The sequence below is a fragment of the Streptomyces sp. NPDC127119 genome, assembly GCF_042677425.1.
Lineage (GTDB): Bacteria > Actinomycetota > Actinomycetes > Streptomycetales > Streptomycetaceae > Streptomyces.
Genome location: NZ_JBHXTO010000057.1, coordinates 1 through 19,726, shown reverse-complemented (window position 1 = coordinate 19,726; position 19,726 = coordinate 1). Strand labels below are relative to the sequence as shown.

Here is a 19,726-nt window from a genome sequence, read left to right as displayed (position 1 = left end):
GGCCCCCACCCGGCCGCACCCGAAAGTCGAGCCCGGCCCAGCCAGGGGGCCACGCCAAACCGCCGGACGGCTACACGTAGCGTTCGAGGATCGAAGACTCCGCCAACCGCGAAAGCCCCTCCCGCACGCTCCGCGCCCGCGCCTCCCCGACCCCGTCCACGGTCTGCAGATCGTCCACGCTCGCGGCGAGAAGCTTCTGCAGCCCGCCGAAGTGCTCGACCAGCCGGTCGATGATCGCGCCCGGCAGCCGCGGCACCTTCGCCAGCAGCCGGAACCCGCGGGGCGACACCGCGGAGTCGAGCGCCTCGGGCGACCCGGTGTATCCCAACGCCCGCGCCACGGTGGGCATTTCGAGCAGCTCGGCATGGCTCAGCGCGTTCAGCTCGAACAGCGCCTCGTCCACCGTGCGGGACCGCTTGGCCGTCGGCTCGGGCACATAGTCCCGTACGACGAGTTCCCGCTCGGGTTCGACCCCGGCGATCAGTTCGTCCAGCTGGAGGGAGAGCAGTCGCCCGTCCGTGCCCAGCTCCACCACGTACTCGGCGATCTCCGTGGCGATCCGGCGCACCATCTCCAGGCGCTGGGCCACCGCGGACACGTCCCGGACGGTGACCAGGTCCTCGATCTCCAGCGCGGACAGCGTGCCCGCGACCTCGTCGAGCCGCAGCTTGTACCGCTCCAGCGTGGCCAGCGCCTGGTTCGCGCGGGACAGGATCGCGGCCGAGTCCTCCAGGACCCGCCGCTGCCCGTCCACGTACAGCGCGATCAGGCGCATGGACTGGGAGACGGAGACGACGGGGAAGCCGACCTGCTTGCTCACCCGGTCCGCGGTGCGGTGCCGCGTGCCCGTCTCCTCGGTGGGAATGGTCGGGTCGGGGACCAGCTGCACGCCGGCCCGCAGGATTTTGGTGATGTCCTTGTCCAGCACGATGCCGCCGTCGAGCTTGCACAGCTCGCGCAGCCGCGTCGCGGTGAACTCGACGTCCAGCACGAATCCGCCGCTGCACATCGCCTCGACGGTCTTGTCCCAGCCGAGCACGATGAGCCCGCCGGTGTTGCCGCGGAGGATGCGCTCCAGGCCGTCGCGCAGCCCGGTGCCGGGTGCCACAGCGCTGAGAGCCGTGCGCATCAGGCCATCGGTGCCGGAACTCCCGCCGGACTTGCCGGGAACTGCTGCCCGGTCGTTGGCTGCCACTGCACTCCTCCGGTCGCAGGCTTTTTGAGGGCGCCCTCGGTTCGTACGGACGGGCGAGACCTGGGCAAAGTCTACCGGCGCTCTTCCTCGTCCCGTGGGGCGTCTCGCCGACGCGACCTCGGGAGGACCCGGAGCGCGTCCCCCATGTCGGCGACTTCCAGGACCTTCATACCGGCAGGGATCTTGCCGGGGTCGCTCGGAACAAGGGCGTGGGTGAAGCCCAGACGGTGTGCTTCGGCGAGTCTGCGCTGGACCCCCGTGACCCGTCTGACCTCGCCCGCGAGCCCCACCTCACCGATCGCGACGAGGTTCTGCGGGAGCGGGGTGTCGCTCGCCGCACTGGCCAGCGCGAGCGCGATCGCGAGGTCCGCGGCGGGCTCGGACAGTTTCACGCCACCGACCGTCGCGGTGTAGATGTCCCGCTTCCCGAGGGCGCTGATCCGGCCGCGCTGCTCCAGGACGGCGAGCATCATCTGGACGCGGGAGGTCTCCAGACCGGACGTCGTACGCCGCGGAGTGGGGATCTGGGTGTCCACGGTGAGCGCCTGCACCTCGGCCACCAGCGGGCGGCGGCCTTCGAGGGTGACGGTCAGGCAGGTGCCGGGGACGGGTTCGGCCCGACGGGTGAGGAAGAGACCGGAGGGGTCGGTGAGCCCGGTGATCCCCTCGTCGTGCAGTTCGAAGCAGCCGACCTCGTCCGTGGTCCCGTACCGGTTCTTGACGCCTCGTACGAGACGCAGTCGCGCGTGCCGGTCGCCCTCGAAGCTCAGGACGACGTCCACCAGGTGCTCCAGAAGACGTGGTCCCGCGATGGCGCCGTCCTTGGTGACGTGGCCGACGAGGAGGGTGGCCATGCCGCGTTCCTTGGAGGCGCGGATCAGGGCCCCGGCCACCTCGCGGACCTGGGACATGCCCCCGGGGGCGCCGTCGATCTCCGGAGAGGCCACCGTCTGTACGGAGTCGACGATGAGCAGGGACGGCTTCACCGCGTCCAGGTGGCCGAGGACCGCCGACAGGTCGGTCTCCGCCGCCAGGAACAGGTTGTCGTCGATCGCCTTGATGCGGTCGGCGCGCAGCCGGACCTGGCTCGCCGACTCCTCACCCGTGATGTAGAGCGTGCGGTGTTCGTCGCTCGCCGCCTTGGCCGCCACGTCCAGCAGCAGCGTGGACTTGCCGACGCCCGGCTCGCCCGCGACGAGCACCACCGCGCCCGGTACGAGTCCGCCGCCGAGCACGCGGTCCAGCTCGGGCACGCCGGTCGAGCGGGCGGTCGCCTGGCGGCCGTCGACCTGGCCGATGGGCAGCGCGTTCGTGGTGACGCGGCCGGGAGCCGTCGTACGCACCGCGGGCGCGCCGTACTCCTCGACCGTCCCCCAGGCCTGGCACTCGGAGCAGCGGCCGAGCCACTTGGCCGTCTGCCAGCCGCACTCGGTGCAGCGGTAGGACGGCCGGTCCTTCGCGGTCTTCGTACGGGCAGCCATGACACGAACCGTAACCGCCGCCACTGACAGAGCCGTGACGGCCTGTTCGATGGGCGGTACCGATAACGGGACAGCCTGCGCAAACCGGCCGCTTTTCCGTGTGGGTGCGGCAGGGACACGACACGGAATACCGGACCGCTGCCCTCATTTGAGGGATCGTTTCACCCGTATGGATTAAATGTGCTCAAGCAGGGAGAAGGGCCCACCACAAGGCACCTACGGTCGCACGGGTGATGAGCAGCAGTCCCGAGACCTCGACCCGCACCACCGGCGCACACCGGGCGCACCGCGAGGCGCGCGACCGGGCCGCGGCGCGCACGGTGGCGCAGTGCCCGCCGACCCGTTACGAGCCCTACCTGGACGGCCTGTTCACCTACTGCCTGTCCGTGCTCTGCGACCACGACACGGCGACCGCCGCCCTGGGAGACGTCCTCGCCCTCGCCGAGCGCCGCGGCCATCGAGGCCGCGAGACGCCCGACGACCGCAGGGCCTGGCTGTACGCGCTCGCCCGCTGGTCCTGTCTGCGCAAGCTCGCCGAGGCCAGGCAGAAGCGTCATGGCGCCGGCGCCCCTGCGTCGGGCCGGTCCGAGGGCGGCACCGGAGGCTCGCATCCGGAGGCCCGCTCCGCGGACGCCCGAGCCGCCGCCCACATTGCTGAACGAGCCGCCGCCCACGTCGGTGAACGGGATGGCGAGCGAGGCGGCGAGCGGGGCGGCGACCGGAACGCCGAACTTCTCGCCGACGCCGAGAAGGACCGGCGCCGTCGCGAACTCGCCCTGCTGGCCTGGCCGGAGGCCGCCGGTACGACGCCCGAGCAGCGCGAGGCGCTCGAACTCGCCGTGCGCCACCAGCTCGCCGCCCACGAGGTCGCCGCCGTCCTCGGCACCGACCCGGTGGCCGCCCGGGAACTCCTCGCGGCGGGCGCCTGCGAGGTCGAGCGCACGCGCGCGGCCCTGGCCGTCGTCGAGACCGGTACCTGTCCGGGCGTGACCCGGCTCACCGGCGACAACCACCTCGTCCTCAGCGCGGCCCTGCGCCGCGAACTGGTCCGGCACGTCGACGACTGCCCGCGCTGCCGCCGGACCGCCGAGCGCGCGGGCCCCGGCTCCTGGCCGGGCACCAGCGTCACCCCCGCCGCGCTGCCCGTGCTCGAAGCCCCGCGCGCGGCCCTCCACAAGGCGATGACGCGCCTCCCGCGCGCGCGGGGCGCCGGTCCGCGCTTCGACCGGCGCGGTTTTCCGATGGACCCCAAGGACCACGCGGCCCGTCGCGACCGGCTGCGCGCGCGTGCCGTCACGACCACGGTCGTCGCCACCGTCGTGGCGGCCCCCGTCCTCGCCCTGTGGGCGGCCTACCGGGGGGCACCCCTCATCGGCGAGGGCTCCGACGGCCGGCCGGTCACCGCGAACGAGGCGCAGGGCTCCGAGGAACTCGGCGGCGAGGCGTCCGGCTACGAGAACGCGGGCAACGCCAGGACACGGCCCGGCTCCCGCTTCACCCCGCGCAGCGGCTCGTCCGACGTCTCCGTGGAGGTCGTCAGCGTCGCCCCGGGGCAGCGGAGCGGGCTCTCCGTGGCGGCCCGTTCCGACGGTGGCACGACACTCATCACCCTCACGGCGACCGCCGATTCGGCGGTCCGCTGGTCCGCGCAGGCCGGAGCGTCCTGGCTCTACCTGAGCCAGTCGTCCGGGACGCTGGAACCGGGGGAGTCCCTGACGATCAAGGTGTACGTCGATCATCTGCGGGAGCCCAATGGGGCGTGGAGCGCGCGGGTGGCGGTCGGGCCTGCGGGGGCGGTGGTCACGATCGGCGGGTACGGGACGGCGGGGCCGGGGCCCCGGCCGGATTCGCCTTCGCCGAGTGGGCCAGGGCCGTCGGGGCCTGGGCCTGGGCCCGGACCTGGCCCCGGGCCCTCGGATCCCGGGCCCGAGCCGACGCCGTCCGGGCCTTCGCCGTCCGATCCGGGGCCGTCCGATCCCGGTCCGGAGCCTTCGCCGTCCGGGCCGGGGCCGTCGGATCCGGAGCCGGAGCCTCCGCCGGGCTCCCCCGGAGAGGGTGAGCCGACGTCCGGTGGGCCCGGTGGCAGTGGTGAGCCGAGCCCATCGGGGAGTTGACACGCTCCCGCGGGTCGGAGGTCGGCTGCGGGAGCGTCGTGGCTGGTCGCGCAGTTCCCCGCGCCCCTTACGGGGCCGGGGGGCGGCCCCTATCCGTGGTGGGGTGGGTCCGCCGGGTGGGGGGCCAGGAGGGGGAGTTGGGAGGCCAGGCGTTCCTCGCAGAGGTTCACCAGCTGGTCGTAGCCCGACTTGCCCATCAGTTCGATCAGTTCCGGGCGGTACGAGACGTAGACCGGGTCGCCCGCGCCATGGGCGGACGTCGCCGACGTGCACCACCAGTGCAGGTCGTGCCCGCCAGGACCCCACCCGCGGCGGTCGTACTCGCCGATCGAGACCTGCAGCACCCGCGTGTCGTCGGGCCGGTCGATCCACTCGTACGTCCGCCGGACCGGCAGCTGCCAGCAGACGTCCGGCTTGGTCTCCAGGGGCTCCCGGCCCTCCTTGACGGCCAGGATGTGCAGCGAACAGCCCATCCCGCCGGCGAAACCGGGGCGGTTCTGGAAGATGCAGGACCCCTCGTACGGGCGCGTCTGCCGGTCCCCGTCCTCGTCCTGCGAGACCCAGCCGGTCGCGGTCCCCACGTCGTGGTGCTGCCAGATGTCCGGCGTGAGCCTCGCCACGTGACCGGCCACGCGCTTCTCGTCGTCCTCGTCCGAGAAGTGGGCACCCAGCGTGCAGCATCCGTCGTCCGCGCGGCCCGCCTGGATCCCCTGGCAGCCGCTCCCGAAGATGCAGTTCCAGCGAGAGGTCAGCCATGTCAGATCGCAGCGGAAGATCTGCTCGTCGTCGGCCGGATCGGGGAACTCCACCCACGCACGTGCGAAGTCGAGCCCCTTCTCGTCGCCCTTCGGGGCTTTCGGAAGCTTTCCGGGCTTGGACGGCTTCACCCGAAGCTCGTCCTTCGCGGGCCCTGCGGCGGAATCCTTGGCCGATTTGTCGCTCTTCGCCTTTTTCGTCTTTGGCACCAGACCAGAGTAAGTCGCTCACGACCACTCTGGGGACGGCCGAGGGGCCCGGGCGCAGTAGCGTGCCGTACATGAGACTCGGTGTCCTGGACGTGGGTTCGAACACGGTGCACCTGCTGGTGGTGGATGCACACCCCGGCGCGCGCCCGCTGCCCGCGCATTCGCACAAGGCGGAGCTACGGCTCGCCCAACTTCTGGACGACAGCGGCGCGATCGACTCCGTGGGCGTCGACAAACTGATCGCCGTCATCCAGGAGGCGCTGGAGGCCGCCGAGGACAAGGGCGTCGAGGATCTGCTGCCGTTCGCGACCTCCGCGGTGCGGGAGGCCAGCAACGCCGACGAGGTGCTGGCCCGGGTGCGCGAGGAGACCGGTGTGGAGCTCCAGGTCCTCACCGGCGCGGAGGAGGCCCGGCTCACCTTCCTCGCCGCCCGCCGCTGGTTCGGCTGGTCGGCCGGGAAACTGCTCGTCCTGGACATCGGCGGCGGTTCGCTGGAGATCGCGTACGGCATCGACGAGGAGCCCGACGCGGCTGCCTCGCTGCCGCTGGGCGCGGGCCGACTCACCGCGGGCTGGCTGCCGACCGACCCGGCGGACCCGGCGGACATAAGGGCCCTGCGCCGCCATGTGCGGGCCCAGATCGCCCGTACGGTCGGGGAGTTCAGCCGGTTCGGCGCTCCGGACCACGTGGTCGCCACCTCCAAGACCTTCAAGCAGCTCGCCCGGCTCGCGGGTGCCGCCCGCTCGGTCGACGGCCTGTACGTCCAGCGCGAGCTCAAGCGCCGGTCCCTGGAGGACTGGGTCCCGCGCCTGGCCTCCATGACGACCGCCGAACGCGCGGAACTCCCCGGAGTCTCCGAGGGCCGCGCCGCCCAGCTCCTCGCCGGTGCGGTGGTGGCGGAGGGCGCGATGGACCTCTTCGGAGTGGAAACCGTAGATATCTGCCCCTGGGCACTCCGAGAGGGAGTAATCCTCCGAACCCTGGACCAGATGACCCCCCAGTAACCCTCCAAGCCCCCACAAGTCCGCCCCGAGGGGACGACCCCGAGGGGGCGCGGGGAACGGCGCGAGCAACCACCGCCAACGGTCAGACACCACGCAGCCGCACCCCCACCCCCTGAGGGGCGCGGGGAACGGCGCGAGCAACCACCGCCAACGGTCAGCCGACACACAGCCCCACCCCCACCCCCTAAGGGGCGCGGGGAACTGCGCGACAAGCCCCCACCGGACCCGCACCCACCCACCAAGCCCAAGCCCAAGCCCACGCACCGAACCTGCCCACCCCCCCCGGGAGGGGTCGGCCCCCGGCCAAACAACCCCACCCCGCCACACCCGGCGAACCCACCCCGTAACCTGTCCCCGTGGCAGAACCAGTCGTGCGCATCCCGGATGCGAAGGTCGCCCTGTCCACGGCCTCCGTCTATCCGGAGTCGACAGCGACGGCCTTCGAGATCGCCGCACGCCTCGGCTACGACGGCGTAGAGGTCATGGTGTGGACCGACCCGGTCAGCCAGGACATCGAAGCCCTGCGCCGCCTCAGCGACTACCACCGGATGCCGATCCTCGCCGTACACGCCCCGTGCCTGCTCATCACCCAGCGCGTCTGGTCCACCGACCCGTGGATCAAACTCCAGCGCGCCCGGGCGGCAGCCGAGAAGCTCGGCGCGAGCACGGTCGTCGTACACCCCCCGTTCCGCTGGCAGCGCCAGTACTCCCGTGACTTCGTCACCGGAATCTGGCAGATGGCCAATGAGACGGACGTACGATTCGCCGTCGAAAACATGTACCCCTGGCGCTACCGCGATCGCGAGATGCTCGCGTACGCACCCGACTGGGACGTGACGAAGGACGACTACCGGCACTTCACGATCGATCTGAGCCACACCGCGACGGCCCGCACGGACGCGCTCCAGATGATCGACCGCATGAGCGACCGTCTTGGTCACGTCCACCTCGCCGACGGCAGCGGCTCCATCAAGGACGAGCACCTGGTCCCCGGCCGCGGCACCCAGCCCTGCGCCGAACTGCTCGAACGGCTGGCCCTGTCCGGCTACGACGGCCACGTCGTCATCGAGGTCAACACCCGCCGCGCCATGTCGAGCGCCGAGCGCGAGGCCGATCTCGCGGAAGCCCTCGCCTTCACCCGCCTCCACCTGGCCTCGGCGGTCCGGGTCCCGCGAACATGACCGCCGCCACCCCGCGCCGCCGGGGACGCCCCTCCCGTACGGACTCGCAGGACATCCCCGCGGCCCGCGACCGCATCCTGTCGGCGGCCCGCGAGGAGTTCGCGGAACGGGGCTTCGAGAAGACCTCCATGCGTGCCATCGCGAAGGCGGCGGACGTGGACTCGGCACTCGTACATCACTACTTCGGTACGAAGGAGCAGGTTTTCGAGGCGTCCATCGAGGTCGCCATCGGCCCCCTGCTGAGCGCGCCCGGCTCGGTCGGGGAGGGCCCCCTCGACGGCGTGGGCGAACGGCTGGCCCGCTTCTTCTTCGGCGTCTGGGAGAACCCGGCCACCCGCAAGGCCCTCCTCGCCATCGTCCGCTCGGCGGTGAACAACGAGACCGCGGCCGGCGTCTTCCGCCGGCTGATCTCCACCCAGCTGCTGCGCCGCGTCGCCCTCCAGCTGGACCTCCCGGACGCCGAACTGCGCGCGGAACTGGCCGCCGCGCAACTCGTGGGCATCGCGATGCTGCGTTACGTGATCAAGGTCGAGCCGCTGGCCTCGGCGGACCCGGAACAGATCATCAACCGGGTCGCCCCAGTGATCCAGTCCCACCTGACAGCCCCCTGAGCAGGGGCGCAGCCCCGCTCCGAGGGGCGCGGGGAACTGCGCGCCCAGCCCCCAACGGCCGGCACCCGACACCCGACCCCAAGCACCCCACCCGCCCCACCCGCTCAGAGTCCCGCACACATGCCGCCCCACCCTCAAAACCCGAGACAGCAATCCCGCATACCGGACACCACGTCCAAACCCTGGATACCGGGCGTACGCTCGACAGCAGTCAACACTCTCCGAAGGAGCGACCGGCCATGCCCGAGCTGAGGTCCCGCACAGTCACCCACGGACGCAACATGGCGGGCGCCCGCGCCCTTATGCGCGCCTCCGGTGTACCGGGCGCGGACATCGGCCGCAAGCCGATCATCGCGGTCGCCAACTCCTTCACGGAGTTCGTGCCCGGCCACACCCACCTCCAGCCGGTCGGCCGCATCGTGAGCGAGGCCATCACCGCCGCCGGAGGCATCCCGCGCGAGTTCAACACGATCGCCGTCGACGACGGCATCGCGATGGGCCACGGAGGCATGCTCTACAGCCTCCCCTCCCGCGACCTGATCGCGGACAGCGTGGAGTACATGGTCGAGGCCCACTGCGCCGACGCCCTGATCTGCATCTCGAACTGCGACAAGATCACGCCCGGCATGCTGATGGCGGCCCTGCGCCTCAACATCCCGACGGTCTTCGTCTCCGGCGGCCCCATGGAGTCCGGCCGCGCCACGCTGGTCGACGGCTCGGTCCGTACGCTCGACCTGGTCGACGCGATCTCCGACGCCGTGAACGACAAGATCTCGGACGAGGACATCCTCCGTATCGAGGAGAACGCCTGTCCGACCTGCGGCTCGTGTTCCGGCATGTTCACGGCCAACTCCATGAACTGCCTGACCGAGGCCATCGGCCTCTCCCTCCCCGGCAACGGCTCGGTCCTCGCCACGCACACGGCCCGCAAGGGCCTGTACGAGGACGCGGCGCGCACGGTCATGGACGTCACCCGGCGCTACTACGAGCAGGACGACGAGTCGGTCCTGCCCCGCAACGTCGCCACCATGGCCGCCTTCGAGAACGCCATGGCCCTCGACATCGCCATGGGCGGCTCGACCAACACGATCCTGCACCTGCTGGCCGCCGCCGAGGAGGCGGGCGTCCCGTTCGGCCTGGACGAGATCAACGCGGTCTCGCGCCGCGTGCCGTGCCTCGCCAAGGTCGCCCCGAACGTGGCGAAGGACCGCACGTACTACATGGAGGACGTGCACCGGGCCGGCGGCATCCCCGCCCTGCTCGGCGAACTCCACCGCGCCGGCCTCCTGAACGAGGACGTCCACTCGGTGCACAGCCCGTCCCTCGCGGACTGGCTCAAGACCTGGGACGTCCGCGGCGGCTCCCCCTCCCCGGAGGCACTGGAACTGTGGTTCGCGGCGCCCGGCGGCGTCCGCTCGTCCACGGCCTTCTCCCAGTCCGAGCGGTGGGCGGCCCTCGACGAGGACGCGGAGGGCGGCTGCATCCGCTCCGCCGAGCACGCGTACTCCAAGGACGGCGGCCTCGCGGTCCTCAAGGGCAACCTCGCCGTCGACGGCTGCGTCGTGAAGACGGCCGGCGTGGACGAGTCGATCTGGACCTTCGAGGGCCCGGCGGTCGTCTGCGAGTCGCAGGAGGAGGCCGTCGACAAGATCCTCAAGAAGGAGATCACGCACGGCGACGTCGTCGTCATCCGCTACGAGGGTCCCAAGGGCGGCCCCGGCATGCAGGAGATGCTCTACCCGACGTCGTTCCTGAAGGGCCGCGGCCTCGGCAAGACCTGCGCCCTGATCACCGACGGCCGCTTCTCCGGCGGCACCTCGGGCCTGTCCATCGGCCACGCCTCGCCCGAGGCGGCGTCCGGCGGCACGATCGCCCTCGTCCGCGACGGCGACCGCATCCGCATCGACATCCCGAACCGCAGCATCGAACTCCTGGTCCCCGACGAGGAGTTGGCCGAGCGCCGCGAGGCCCTCAAGGGCGTGTACGCCCCGGTCGCCCGTGAGCGCAAGGTCTCGGCCGCCCTGCGCGCGTACGCCGCGATGGCGACCAGCGCGGACAGGGGCGCCGTCCGGGACGTCACGCTGCTCGGCTAGGGCCTGTCCGACGCCGTCTCTGGTTCTCCGTCTCCGGACGCACCCGAACCCGCCCGGTCCTCATGACCGGGCGGGTTCGCCGTTCACCGGGCTGGTTCCTCGTCCCTGGGACTCACCAGTCGGCGGGCTCGCGGGCGTCCACGCCGAAGACACTGCCGTCGGGCGCGCTCGCGTAGACCCGGTCGCCCACGACCATGGGCGGCAGCACCTCGGCCACGACCCGTTCGCCGTCCTCGCCGAGCCGCGTGGGCGTCTGGCCCACGAGCTTGCCGGTGCGGACGTCGGCCGCGAGCAGCCGGCCGTCGGGGGCGCTGACGTACACGTACCGGTCGTCGGCGGTGGGCGCCGAGGCCCTGCTGACCGAGGTCTCACGATGCCAGCGCTGCTTGCCGGCCTCGATGTCGACGGCCACCAGCGCACCTCCCGCGGCCAGTAAATAGACCGCGTCGCCGTGCAGGGCGGCCGTGGCGGACGGCAGCGGGAGGTCGAGCGCGATCCGCTGCTCCTTGTCCCCGTCCGACGCACTCCCGGATGCGCTGCCTGATGCACGGCCGGACGCACCGCCCGGCGTGTAGCCGACGATGCTCCGGGTCTCCTGGGACGCGTTCTCGGCGGTGAGCCAGAGAGTGCCCTTCCGGGTGCCGACCGGAGTGAGCAGCCCGTCGAGGCGGTGCCGCCAGCGCACGTCCCCGGTCCGCGGGTCCACCGCGATCACCTGCGTGCCCGTACCGTCCGACGTCAGCGTCGTCGCGTACGCGAGTTCGCCGCCGAAGTACGCGAAGGCCGGCTGGGCCCCGCCGGCCGGGCGGCCCTGCCAGAGCCGCTTCCCGGTCCTCCCGTCGATGCCGGTGACCGTGCCGTCGCCCGAGGTCAGCAGAACGGTGTCGCCCGCGTACCGCGCACCGCCCCCGTACACCGAGGTGTCCAGCTTCCAGCGGGTCCTGCCCGTGTCCGGATCGAGTGCGACCAGCTGCCCGCCGGCCGCGGTGACCGTGTGCACCAGGCCCCCGGACAGGACGGGCGCGGAGACCGAACCGTCCTCCCCGCTCTTCGCCGAGCGCGTCCACCGCACCTTTCCGTCGCGCGGGCCGAGGGCGCCGGCGAGCACACCGGGACCGGCACAGAGCAGGGCTCCACCGCCGTACGCGCACTTGGCCATGCCCTCCCCGCCCGTGCCCACCTTCGTGACCCACGGCCGGAACGCCTCACCGGCGGACCCGCGTGCGCCACCCGATCCTGAGCCCGGCCGCCGTCCGGAACCGTCGTCGCCCGGCAGCCCGGCCAGCAACGCACCGCCGACCGCGAGCACGGCCACGCCACCGAGCGCGACGGTGAGCAGCCCCCGGCGCCGCGAACGCACGGAGGAAGAACCCGCACGAGCACCCGCATCCGCAACTACATCCGCATCTGCGCCTGCGCCTGCACCTGCGTCTGATTCCGAGTCGTGGGAGCCGGCATCGCCGTCGGACCCCGCGGGCGTACGCCGCTTGCCGCGCACGTGAGTCGTACGGTCGCGCGAGTCGGCCACGGCTCCCGCCGATCCCGTCGGTGCTCCCGCCGACGGATCCGCCGCCTCCGCCGCGCGCTGCGCCGGTATGAACAACTGCGTGTCGTAGAGGGACGAGACATGCCGGAGCTCGGCCATCAACTCGTCGGGTGTGGGCCGTTCGTCGGGTTCCTTGGCGAGGCAGCGGGCGATCAGCGGAGCCAGGTCGTCGGGTACGTCCGTCAGGTCGGGTTCGTCATGCACGACCTGGTAGGCCACGACATAGGGGCTGTCGGAGTCGAAGGGGCCACGCCCGGTCGCGGCGTGCACCAGCACGGACCCGAGCGCGAAGATGTCGGCGGCCGGTCCCACCTCGCGCGGGCGGCGGAACTGCTCGGGGGCCATGAAGGGCGGAGTGCCGATCAATTTGCCCGTCTCCGTGCGCAGTTCGCTGTCCGACGGCCGCGAGATACCGAAGTCGATGACCTTGGGACCGTCCTCGGCGAGCAGGACGTTGCTGGGCTTGAGGTCGCGGTGCACCACACCGGCACGGTGGATGTCGCGCAGCGCCTCGGCGAGCCCGGCCATCACCTGACGCAACTGCGCGGACGACAGCGAACCGTTCCGCTTCACATGCTCCGCGAGCGTCGGCCCCGGGATGAACAGGGTGGCCATCCAGGGCCGGTCCGCCTCGGGGTCGGCGTCCACCACCGGCGCGGTGAACGCACCGCTGACCCGCCGTGCGGCCGCCACCTCCTGCTTGAAACGCCCCCTGAACTCGGGGTCCCTGGCGAACTCGACGTTGATGACCTTCACCGCGAGCCGCAGCCCCGACGTCGAGCGGGCCAGATGGACCACGCCCATGCCACCGGAGCCGAGACGTGACTCAAGGCGGTACTGCCCTGCGTACTCGGGAAGTTCCGCTTCGGCATCCGATCCGGCGATGCGTCTTGGCGGCATCGTCCACCCCCGTGAATTGCGTACGCACGCGCGACGCACGGAGCCTAGTCGATGGTTCGTGCGAGTCCCACGCGGCTTGCTAGCCTCCGCGTGCCAAAACAAAGACAGCGTTTCGAGACACCACATTCGAGACAACGCGTGCACCACATCCAACGGGGAGACACACATGGCTGTTGAAGAGGTCAGAGAAGCCGAAGCGGTCGAAACGGCAGAGGTGGCCGAAGCTGCCGAAGCCGCAGAAGTGGCCGACGGGGCCGCGGTGACCGCGAGCGCGTCGGCCGGCGCCGAGGCAGCGGCGGCGGTCGCCGCACAGACGCTCTACTCCATCGCACCCGGCTACACCCTGAACGTCCGCAGCGGCCCCGGCACCCAGTACCGCCTGATCCGCACGCTGGCGCCGGGCTCCAGGGTCCCGATCTTCTGCCAGCGCCCGGGGGAGACGATCAGCGGCCCCTACGGGACGACGAAGATCTGGGACAACATCGAGGTCGGGGAGTACGTGTCCGACGCGTACGTGCACACGGGGAGCGACGGGTACGTGGCATCGCGCTGCGCCTGACGCCTTCGCCGCCGAGTACCGCCTCGGCCCGCCGACCGGCCGGCCGAGGCGATAATCGAGCGGTGAGCGACAAACCAGGCACGACTTCCGCAGGCCGCGCAGGCCCCCGTCCCGAACCGATCCGCTTCTTCGGGCTGACCTGGGTGGACCACGACGGCGGTTACGCGCTCCGCCGTGCGGCCGTGACCGTCGGCTCGCTCGTCGCGATCGCGGTCAGCTGCCTGGTCCTGCGGTTCGCGTACGAGGGGTTGGAGATCGCGGCCGTGGGCGGCTTCGTCACCGGCCTGGTCGTGGTGATGTTCACCGTCTGCAGCGCTCTGGCGTTCCGCCATGCCTGGGCGGGCTATACGGAACGTCAGGCCCCGGACAGCCAGTCCGCGCTGCGGGGTCTGCTGACGATCGGCTTCGTCGGCACGCTCGCCGCGTACTTCTTCCGCTCCCTGACGGAAGCCCCGGGCGAAACCCTCCACCGCACGGAGTACGAAACGACATCCCCCAACAACCGCAACTAGGACCACGCCCGTCTGCGGCCCCGGTGGGGCCCGTTCGCGCAGTTCCCCGCGCCCCTAAAAACGGGGCTACGCCCCAGCTTTTGCCCGGTCAGGGGCGCGCGGACGAGTGTCGAGCCGGGGCGCAGCCCCGCTCTTCGGGGGCGCGGGGAACTGCGCGGCCAACCCCCACCGGGCCCGCGGACGAGTGGCGGGCAGGGGCGCAGCCCCGCGTGTCAGGGGCCCGAGGAACGGCGCGGCCAACCCCCACCGAACCCGCAGACAGGCATCGGGCAGGGGCGTAGCCCCGCTTGTCAGGGGCGCGGGGAACTGCGCCGCTCACCCCCACCGGGCCCGCGGACGAGTGGCGGGCTGGGGCGCAGCCCCGTCTGTCAGGGGCGCGGGGAACTGCGCGAACGGCCCCCACCGGACCCGCACCCGACAACCGAACCGGCCCGGCGGCGCACCACCCCACCCACGATGTACCCATGACCCCCAACTACGCCCTCTCCTTCAACACCGCCGCACCCCAGTACGCAGCGAACCGCCCCTCCTATCCCCCCACCGTCCTCGACACGATCGAGCAGACAGCCGCCCGCCCGCTCAAGGGCGCCCGCATCGCGGACGTGGGCGCAGGCACGGGCATAGCCACGGCCCTCCTACGAGCCCGCGGCGCCGACGTGATCGCGGTCGAACCGGGCGACGGCATGGCGTCCCAGTTCCGCCGCTCCCTCCCCGTCACCCCGGTCGTCCGGGGTGACGGCGACGCACTGCCCCTGGCCACCGCCTCCGTCGACTTCCTCACCTACGCCCAGTCCTGGCACTGGACGAACCCCGCCCGCTCCTTCCCCGAAGCCATGCGCGTCCTGCGCCCCTCCGGAGCCCTGGCCCTCTGGTGGAACAACCCCGCCCTGGACGTCCCCTGGCAGGCGGAGCAGAACCGGCGCGTGGAGGAGTTCATCGGCGGTGACGTCGCCGAGAAGCGCGGCTCCGGCCGCCGGGCCCGCACGGAGGACGTCTTCGCCCGCGCCCCGTACCTCCCCGCGTGCACCCGTCATGAAATCCGCTGGAGCCGAACCGTCCCCCTGGACACCCACCTGGCCAACATCAGCAGCCATTCGGTCTTCCTGGTGCTGAGGGACGAGGAGAAGGCCGCTTTCTTGACCGAAGAGCGCGCCCACGTCCTGAAGACCTTCCCGGGCGGCCAGGTGGAGGAGAGCTACGAGGTCGTCCTGATCGTCGCCCCGGCTGCTTGACGAGGTCCCCGCACAGGCGCATTATTCATCACATGATGAATAATGCGTCCGACGCCCCTGGCCCCACGCCCCCACCTCCCGACCACCCGGCGGTCCACGCCGCCGGCCTCACCGTCGTCCGAGGCCCCCGCCAGGTCCTGCGCGGACTCGACTTCGACGTCCCCCGCGGCCGCATCACCGGTCTGCTCGGCCCGTCAGGGTGCGGCAAGTCCACCCTGATGAGGTCGATCGCCGGTACCCAGGCCAAGGTCACCGGCACCCTGGACGTCCTCGGCCTCCCCGCGGGCCACGCCGCCCTCCGCTCCCGTATCGGTTACGTCACCCAAGCCCCCTCCGTCTACGACGACCTGTCGGTCCGCCAGAACCTGGACTACTTCGCCGCGATCCTCGACCCCGGCCGCGCCGCCGCCGACCGCCGCCGCGAGAACGTCGAGCACGCCATCTCCGACGTGGACCTCGCCTCCCACGCCGACGCCCTCGCGGGCAACCTCTCCGGCGGCCAGCGCAGCCGCGTCTCCCTCGCCGTGGCCCTCCTCGGCACCCCGGAACTCCTCGTCCTCGACGAACCCACGGTCGGCCTCGACCCCGTACTCCGCCGCGACCTGTGGCAGCTCTTCCACACCATCGCCGCCGACCGGGGCGCCACCCTCCTCGTCTCCTCCCACGTCATGGACGAGGCGGAGCGCTGTCACCGCCTGCTCCTGATGCGCGAGGGCGAGATCCTCGCCGACGACACTCCGGACGCCCTGCGCACCCGGACCGGCACCGACACCGTCGAGGAGGCCTTCCTCCACCTGGTCGACGAGACGATCGCCGCCGCCGGCAACCAGCCCCGCCAGCCCGGCCAGCCCCGCAAGGAGTCCGTCCGATGACCACGACCGCCGCCCCGCGCACGAGCCCGACCGCGCTCCCCGAGCCGCGCGCGATCAACCTCGCCCGCACCACCGCCACCGCGACCCGGGTCCTGCGCCAGCTCCGCCACGACCCGCGCACGATCGCGCTGATGATCCTCATCCCGTGCCTGATGCTTCTGCTGCTCCGCTATGTCTTCGACGGCAGCCCGCGCACCTTCGACTCCATCGGCGCCTCACTGCTCGGCATCTTCCCCCTCATCACGATGTTCCTGGTGACCTCCATCGCCACCCTCCGCGAACGCACCTCCGGCACCCTCGAACGCCTCCTCGCCATGCCCCTCGGCAAAGGCGACCTCATCGCCGGCTACGCCCTCGCCTTCGGGGCGGTCGCCGTCGCCCAGTCCGTCCTCGCCACCGGCCTCGCCGTCTGGGCCCTCGGTCTCGACGTCACCGGCTCGGCCTGGCTGCTTCTCCTGGTCGCCCTCCTCGACGCGCTGCTCGGCACCGCTCTCGGCCTCTTCGTCTCGGCGTTCGCGTCCTCCGAGTTCCAGGCCGTCCAGTTCATGCCGGCCGTGATCTTCCCCCAGCTCCTCCTCTGCGGCCTGTTCACCCCGCGCTCCGACATGCACCCCGTACTGGAAGGAATCTCCGACGTCCTCCCCATGTCCTACGCGGTCGACGGCATGAACGAAGTCCTGAAGCACACCGACGTCACCGCCGCCTTCGTCCGCGACGCCCTGATCGTCGCGGCCTGCGCCCTCCTCGTACTGACACTCGGCGCGGCGACCCTCCGCCGCCGCACCCCCTGACCGCGTCCCGCCCAGCGGACGGCGCGGCCCGCACCCGGGCCCCCGGTGCGAGGATGGGCCCCGGACGACGCACCCCCGGAGGGCAACCGAACATGACCCAGAAAGTCGCAGTGCTCGGCACCGGCAAGATCGGCGAGGCCCTGCTCAGCGGAATGATCCGAGCCGGCTGGGCCCCCGCCGACCTCCTGGTCACGGCCCGCCGCCCCGAGCGCGCCCAGGAACTCCAGGAACGCCACGGCGTCACCCCGGTCACCAACCAGGAGGCCGCCAAGACGGCGGACACGCTGATCCTCACGGTCAAGCCCCAGGACATGGGCACCCTCCTCGACGAACTCGCCCCGCACGTCCCCGCCGACCGCCTGGTCATCAGCGGCGCCGCGGGCATCCCCACCTCCTTCTTCGAGGAGCGCCTGGCCCAGCGCACCCCCGTCGTCCGTGTCATGACGAACACCCCCGCCCTCGTCGACGAGGCCATGTCCGTCATCTCCGCCGGCAGCCACGCCACCGCCGCCCACCTCGCGCACGCCGAGGAGATCTTCGGCGCCGTCGGCAAGACGCTCCGCGTCCCCGAGTCCCAGCAGGACGCCTGCACCGCCCTCTCCGGCTCGGGCCCGGCGTACTTCTTCTACCTGGTCGAGGCCATGACGGACGCCGGCATCCTGCTCGGCCTGCCCCGCGACAAGGCGCACGACCTCATCGTCCAGTCCGCGATCGGCGCTGCCGTGATGCTCCGCGACAGCGGCGAGCACCCCGTGAAGCTCCGCGAGAACGTCACGTCCCCCGCGGGCACCACGATCAACGCCATCCGCGAACTGGAGAACCACGGCGTACGGGCCGCCCTCATCGCGGCCCTCGAAGCAGCCCGCGACCGCAGCCGCGCACTGGCCTCCGGCAACAGCTAGCCGCACCCCGCAGGAACCCCGGGGCCGGTCCCACCACCGGCCCCCACGGCTCCGCTACCGCCCAGAGTCACCCGGCAGGCAGCAGCCCGATCGCCCGGTACGCCGCGTCCACCCTCGGCCGCGCCATCTCCCTGGCCTTCTCCGCACCCTCACGCAACACCCCTTCCACGTACGCAGGATCGGCGCACAACTCCTTGTGCTTCTGCTGTACGGGCCTGAGGAGTTCGACCACGGCCTCGGCGGTGTCCTTCTTCAAAGATCCGTACGTCTCATATACACCGGCCAGGTCCTTTGGGTTCCCACCTTCACAGGCCGCGAGGATCTCCAGCAGATTCGAGACGCCGGGCCGGGCCTCCCGGTCGTGGACGACCTCGCTCCCGCTGTCCGTCACGGCCCGCATGATCTTCTTCCGCACGGCCTCGGGCTCGTCGAGCAGATAGACGACCCCCGGCCCCACGTCGTCGGACTTCCCCATCTTCGACGTGGGATCTTGCAGGTTCATGACCCGGGCCGCCACCTCCGGATGCGTGGTCCGCGGTACGACGAACGTCCGCCCGTACCGCTGGTTGAACCGCACCGCGACATCCCGCGTCAGCTCCACGTGCTGGGTCTGGTCGTCCCCCACCGGCACCTCGTCGGTCCCGTACGCAAGGATGTCCGCCGCCATCAGCACGGGATACGTGAGCAGCGACAGCCGCACACTCCCGCCCCGCGCCCGCTCGGCCGCCGCCTTCTCCTTGTACTGGATCATCCGGCGCATCTCGCCGTCCGTGGCCACGCACTCCAGCAGATACGACAGCCGCGCGTGTTCATCCACATGACTCTGTACGAAGACGGTGCACAGCCGGGGATCGAGCCCCGCGGCCAGCAGCAGGGTGGCCGCCTGCCGACTCAGCCTGCGCACCCGGCCCGGATCGTGGTCCACGGTCAGCGCGTGCAGGTCGACGACACAGAACAACGCGTCGGCCTCGTGCTGGTCGACCTCGCTCCAGCGCCGCATCGCCCCCAGGTAGTTGCCCAACGTCAGATGCCCGGTCGGCTTGATCCCGCTGAAGACCCGCTTCATCCCGCTACCTCCTGGTGGAGGCCGCCACCACCGCCGGCCGGCGCTCCAGGTAGGAGACACAAAAACGGCCGCCGGGGAGGCGGCCGTTGAGTACACGCGTATGTACGGCCGCCGTCAGGCGGCCCACCACAGCTGGGTGCACGCGTGCGTAGTCATGGGACCGAGGCTACGCCTCAGGGGTGGTCCCCGTACCCGAGTTGACAGGCCCCTGCCCGCTCCGTAGTGTTCTCCGAGTTGTCCGACGTGAGCGCCGACCTTGGTTGGTCCCCGGACAGCCATTCCGCAACAAGCACACAGCGATCGACGATCCGTCGTCGGCTCGTTTTCATGCGTGTTTGCGAAATGAGGAATCCGCGTTCGAGAGAGCGCAACCCCGATTAGCTCGGGGGCCGGGATTCCGCTAAAGTCTCACTCGTCGGAACGGCCCAACAGCCGGGAAGACAACCCCCACTTCGACTGGGAATCGGGCCTGAAAGGGTCTGGTAGAGTCGGACTCGCCGGAAAGGAAAACGCGAAAGCGAAAACCTGGAAAGCACCGAGGAAATCGGAACCGGAAACGGTCTGATAGAGTGGGAAACGCAAGACAGCGAGACAAGCACAACAGTAGAACAGCAGGACCGAAGGGAAGCGCCCGGAGGAAAGCCCGAGAGGGTGAGTACAAAGGAAGCGTCCGTTCCTTGAGAACTCAACAGCGTGCCAAAA

Annotated in this window: 16 protein-coding genes; 11 read left to right on the top strand and 5 right to left on the bottom strand. The window is 71.4% G+C overall.

Annotation, left to right across the window (positions count from 1 at the left end; translation table 11 throughout):
- Positions 1-70 precede the first annotated feature (70 nt).
- Together disA and radA are read right to left on the bottom strand one after the other, a co-directional pair.
- Entirely contained in the window at positions 71-1,195 is a 1,125-nt protein-coding gene (gene disA, locus ACFVH5_RS23495; RefSeq protein ID WP_107022362.1) for a DNA integrity scanning diadenylate cyclase DisA, read from the bottom strand.
- 71 nt (positions 1,196-1,266) lie between these two features.
- Positions 1,267-2,676, bottom strand: a complete 1,410-nt coding sequence (gene radA / locus ACFVH5_RS23490) for a DNA repair protein RadA (RefSeq protein ID WP_384801726.1) — start codon at positions 2,674-2,676, stop codon at positions 1,267-1,269.
- A 233-nt stretch (positions 2,677-2,909) separates the two neighbouring features.
- Between radA and ACFVH5_RS23485 the strand changes: the two genes are divergently transcribed.
- The gene (locus ACFVH5_RS23485; RefSeq protein WP_385835615.1) at positions 2,910-4,790 is read left to right on the top strand and encodes a hypothetical protein; all 1,881 of its coding nucleotides are present in this window, start codon (positions 2,910-2,912) and stop codon (positions 4,788-4,790) included.
- An 89-nt stretch (positions 4,791-4,879) separates the two neighbouring features.
- On the opposite strand, the gene ACFVH5_RS23480 is transcribed toward ACFVH5_RS23485, so the two are convergent.
- The gene (locus tag ACFVH5_RS23480) at positions 4,880-5,755 is read right to left on the bottom strand and encodes a hypothetical protein (RefSeq protein ID WP_385835614.1); all 876 of its coding nucleotides are present in this window, start codon (positions 5,753-5,755) and stop codon (positions 4,880-4,882) included.
- Positions 5,756-5,826: 71 nt separating this feature from the next.
- Here ACFVH5_RS23480 and ACFVH5_RS23475 point away from each other — a divergent pair, with 71 nt between their 5' ends.
- The 4 genes from ACFVH5_RS23475 (at position 5,827) to ilvD (ending at position 10,644) form a co-directional block, all read left to right on the top strand.
- The gene (locus ACFVH5_RS23475) at positions 5,827-6,759 is read left to right on the top strand and encodes a Ppx/GppA family phosphatase (RefSeq protein WP_384801735.1); all 933 of its coding nucleotides are present in this window, start codon (positions 5,827-5,829) and stop codon (positions 6,757-6,759) included.
- A gap of 356 nt (positions 6,760-7,115) precedes the next feature.
- Entirely contained in the window at positions 7,116-7,940 is an 825-nt protein-coding gene (locus ACFVH5_RS23470; protein WP_384801738.1) for a sugar phosphate isomerase/epimerase family protein, read from the top strand.
- Positions 7,937-8,551: a TetR family transcriptional regulator gene (locus ACFVH5_RS23465; RefSeq protein WP_385835613.1), complete on the top strand. Its 615-nt coding sequence runs from the start codon at positions 7,937-7,939 to the stop codon at positions 8,549-8,551. The genes ACFVH5_RS23470 and ACFVH5_RS23465 overlap by 4 nt, the downstream gene beginning before the upstream one ends.
- A 239-nt stretch (positions 8,552-8,790) precedes the next feature.
- On the top strand, positions 8,791-10,644 hold the full coding sequence (ilvD, locus tag ACFVH5_RS23460; protein ID WP_385835612.1) for a dihydroxy-acid dehydratase: 1,854 nt from the start codon (positions 8,791-8,793) through the stop codon (positions 10,642-10,644).
- 112 nt (positions 10,645-10,756) lie between these two features.
- Here the strand turns inward: ilvD and ACFVH5_RS23455 are convergent, their stop codons facing one another.
- Positions 10,757-13,090 (bottom strand): serine/threonine-protein kinase, encoded by a 2,334-nt coding sequence (locus tag ACFVH5_RS23455; RefSeq protein ID WP_385835611.1) that lies wholly within the window; start codon positions 13,088-13,090, stop codon positions 10,757-10,759.
- A gap of 166 nt (positions 13,091-13,256) precedes the next feature.
- Here ACFVH5_RS23455 and ACFVH5_RS23450 point away from each other — a divergent pair, with 166 nt between their 5' ends.
- The 6 genes from ACFVH5_RS23450 to proC all read left to right on the top strand — a co-directional run bounded on the left by ACFVH5_RS23450 (position 13,257) and on the right by proC (position 17,958).
- A complete protein-coding gene (locus ACFVH5_RS23450; protein WP_385835610.1) occupies positions 13,257-13,649 on the top strand; it encodes an SH3 domain-containing protein in 393 nt (130 codons plus the stop codon).
- Positions 13,650-13,711: 62 nt separating this feature from the next.
- On the top strand, positions 13,712-14,161 hold the full coding sequence (locus ACFVH5_RS23445) for an EamA/RhaT family transporter (RefSeq protein ID WP_385835609.1): 450 nt from the start codon (positions 13,712-13,714) through the stop codon (positions 14,159-14,161).
- 464 nt (positions 14,162-14,625) lie between these two features.
- Complete coding sequence (locus tag ACFVH5_RS23440; RefSeq protein WP_385835608.1) at positions 14,626-15,393, top strand: class I SAM-dependent methyltransferase; 768 nt, start codon at positions 14,626-14,628, stop codon at positions 15,391-15,393.
- A 32-nt stretch (positions 15,394-15,425) separates the two neighbouring features.
- Positions 15,426-16,265, top strand: coding sequence for an ABC transporter ATP-binding protein (locus tag ACFVH5_RS23435; protein ID WP_385835607.1), 840 nt, complete (start codon positions 15,426-15,428; stop codon positions 16,263-16,265).
- Positions 16,262-17,056, top strand: a complete 795-nt coding sequence (locus ACFVH5_RS23430) for an ABC transporter permease (protein ID WP_385835606.1) — start codon at positions 16,262-16,264, stop codon at positions 17,054-17,056. The genes ACFVH5_RS23435 and ACFVH5_RS23430 overlap by 4 nt, the downstream gene beginning before the upstream one ends.
- A 92-nt stretch (positions 17,057-17,148) precedes the next feature.
- The gene (gene proC, locus ACFVH5_RS23425) at positions 17,149-17,958 is read left to right on the top strand and encodes a pyrroline-5-carboxylate reductase (protein WP_210881848.1); all 810 of its coding nucleotides are present in this window, start codon (positions 17,149-17,151) and stop codon (positions 17,956-17,958) included.
- Positions 17,959-18,025: 67 nt separating this feature from the next.
- On the opposite strand, the gene trpS is transcribed toward proC, so the two are convergent.
- Positions 18,026-19,024: a tryptophan--tRNA ligase gene (gene trpS, locus ACFVH5_RS23420; protein ID WP_385835605.1), complete on the bottom strand. Its 999-nt coding sequence runs from the start codon at positions 19,022-19,024 to the stop codon at positions 18,026-18,028.
- Between the last annotated feature and the right edge of the window lie 702 nt (positions 19,025-19,726).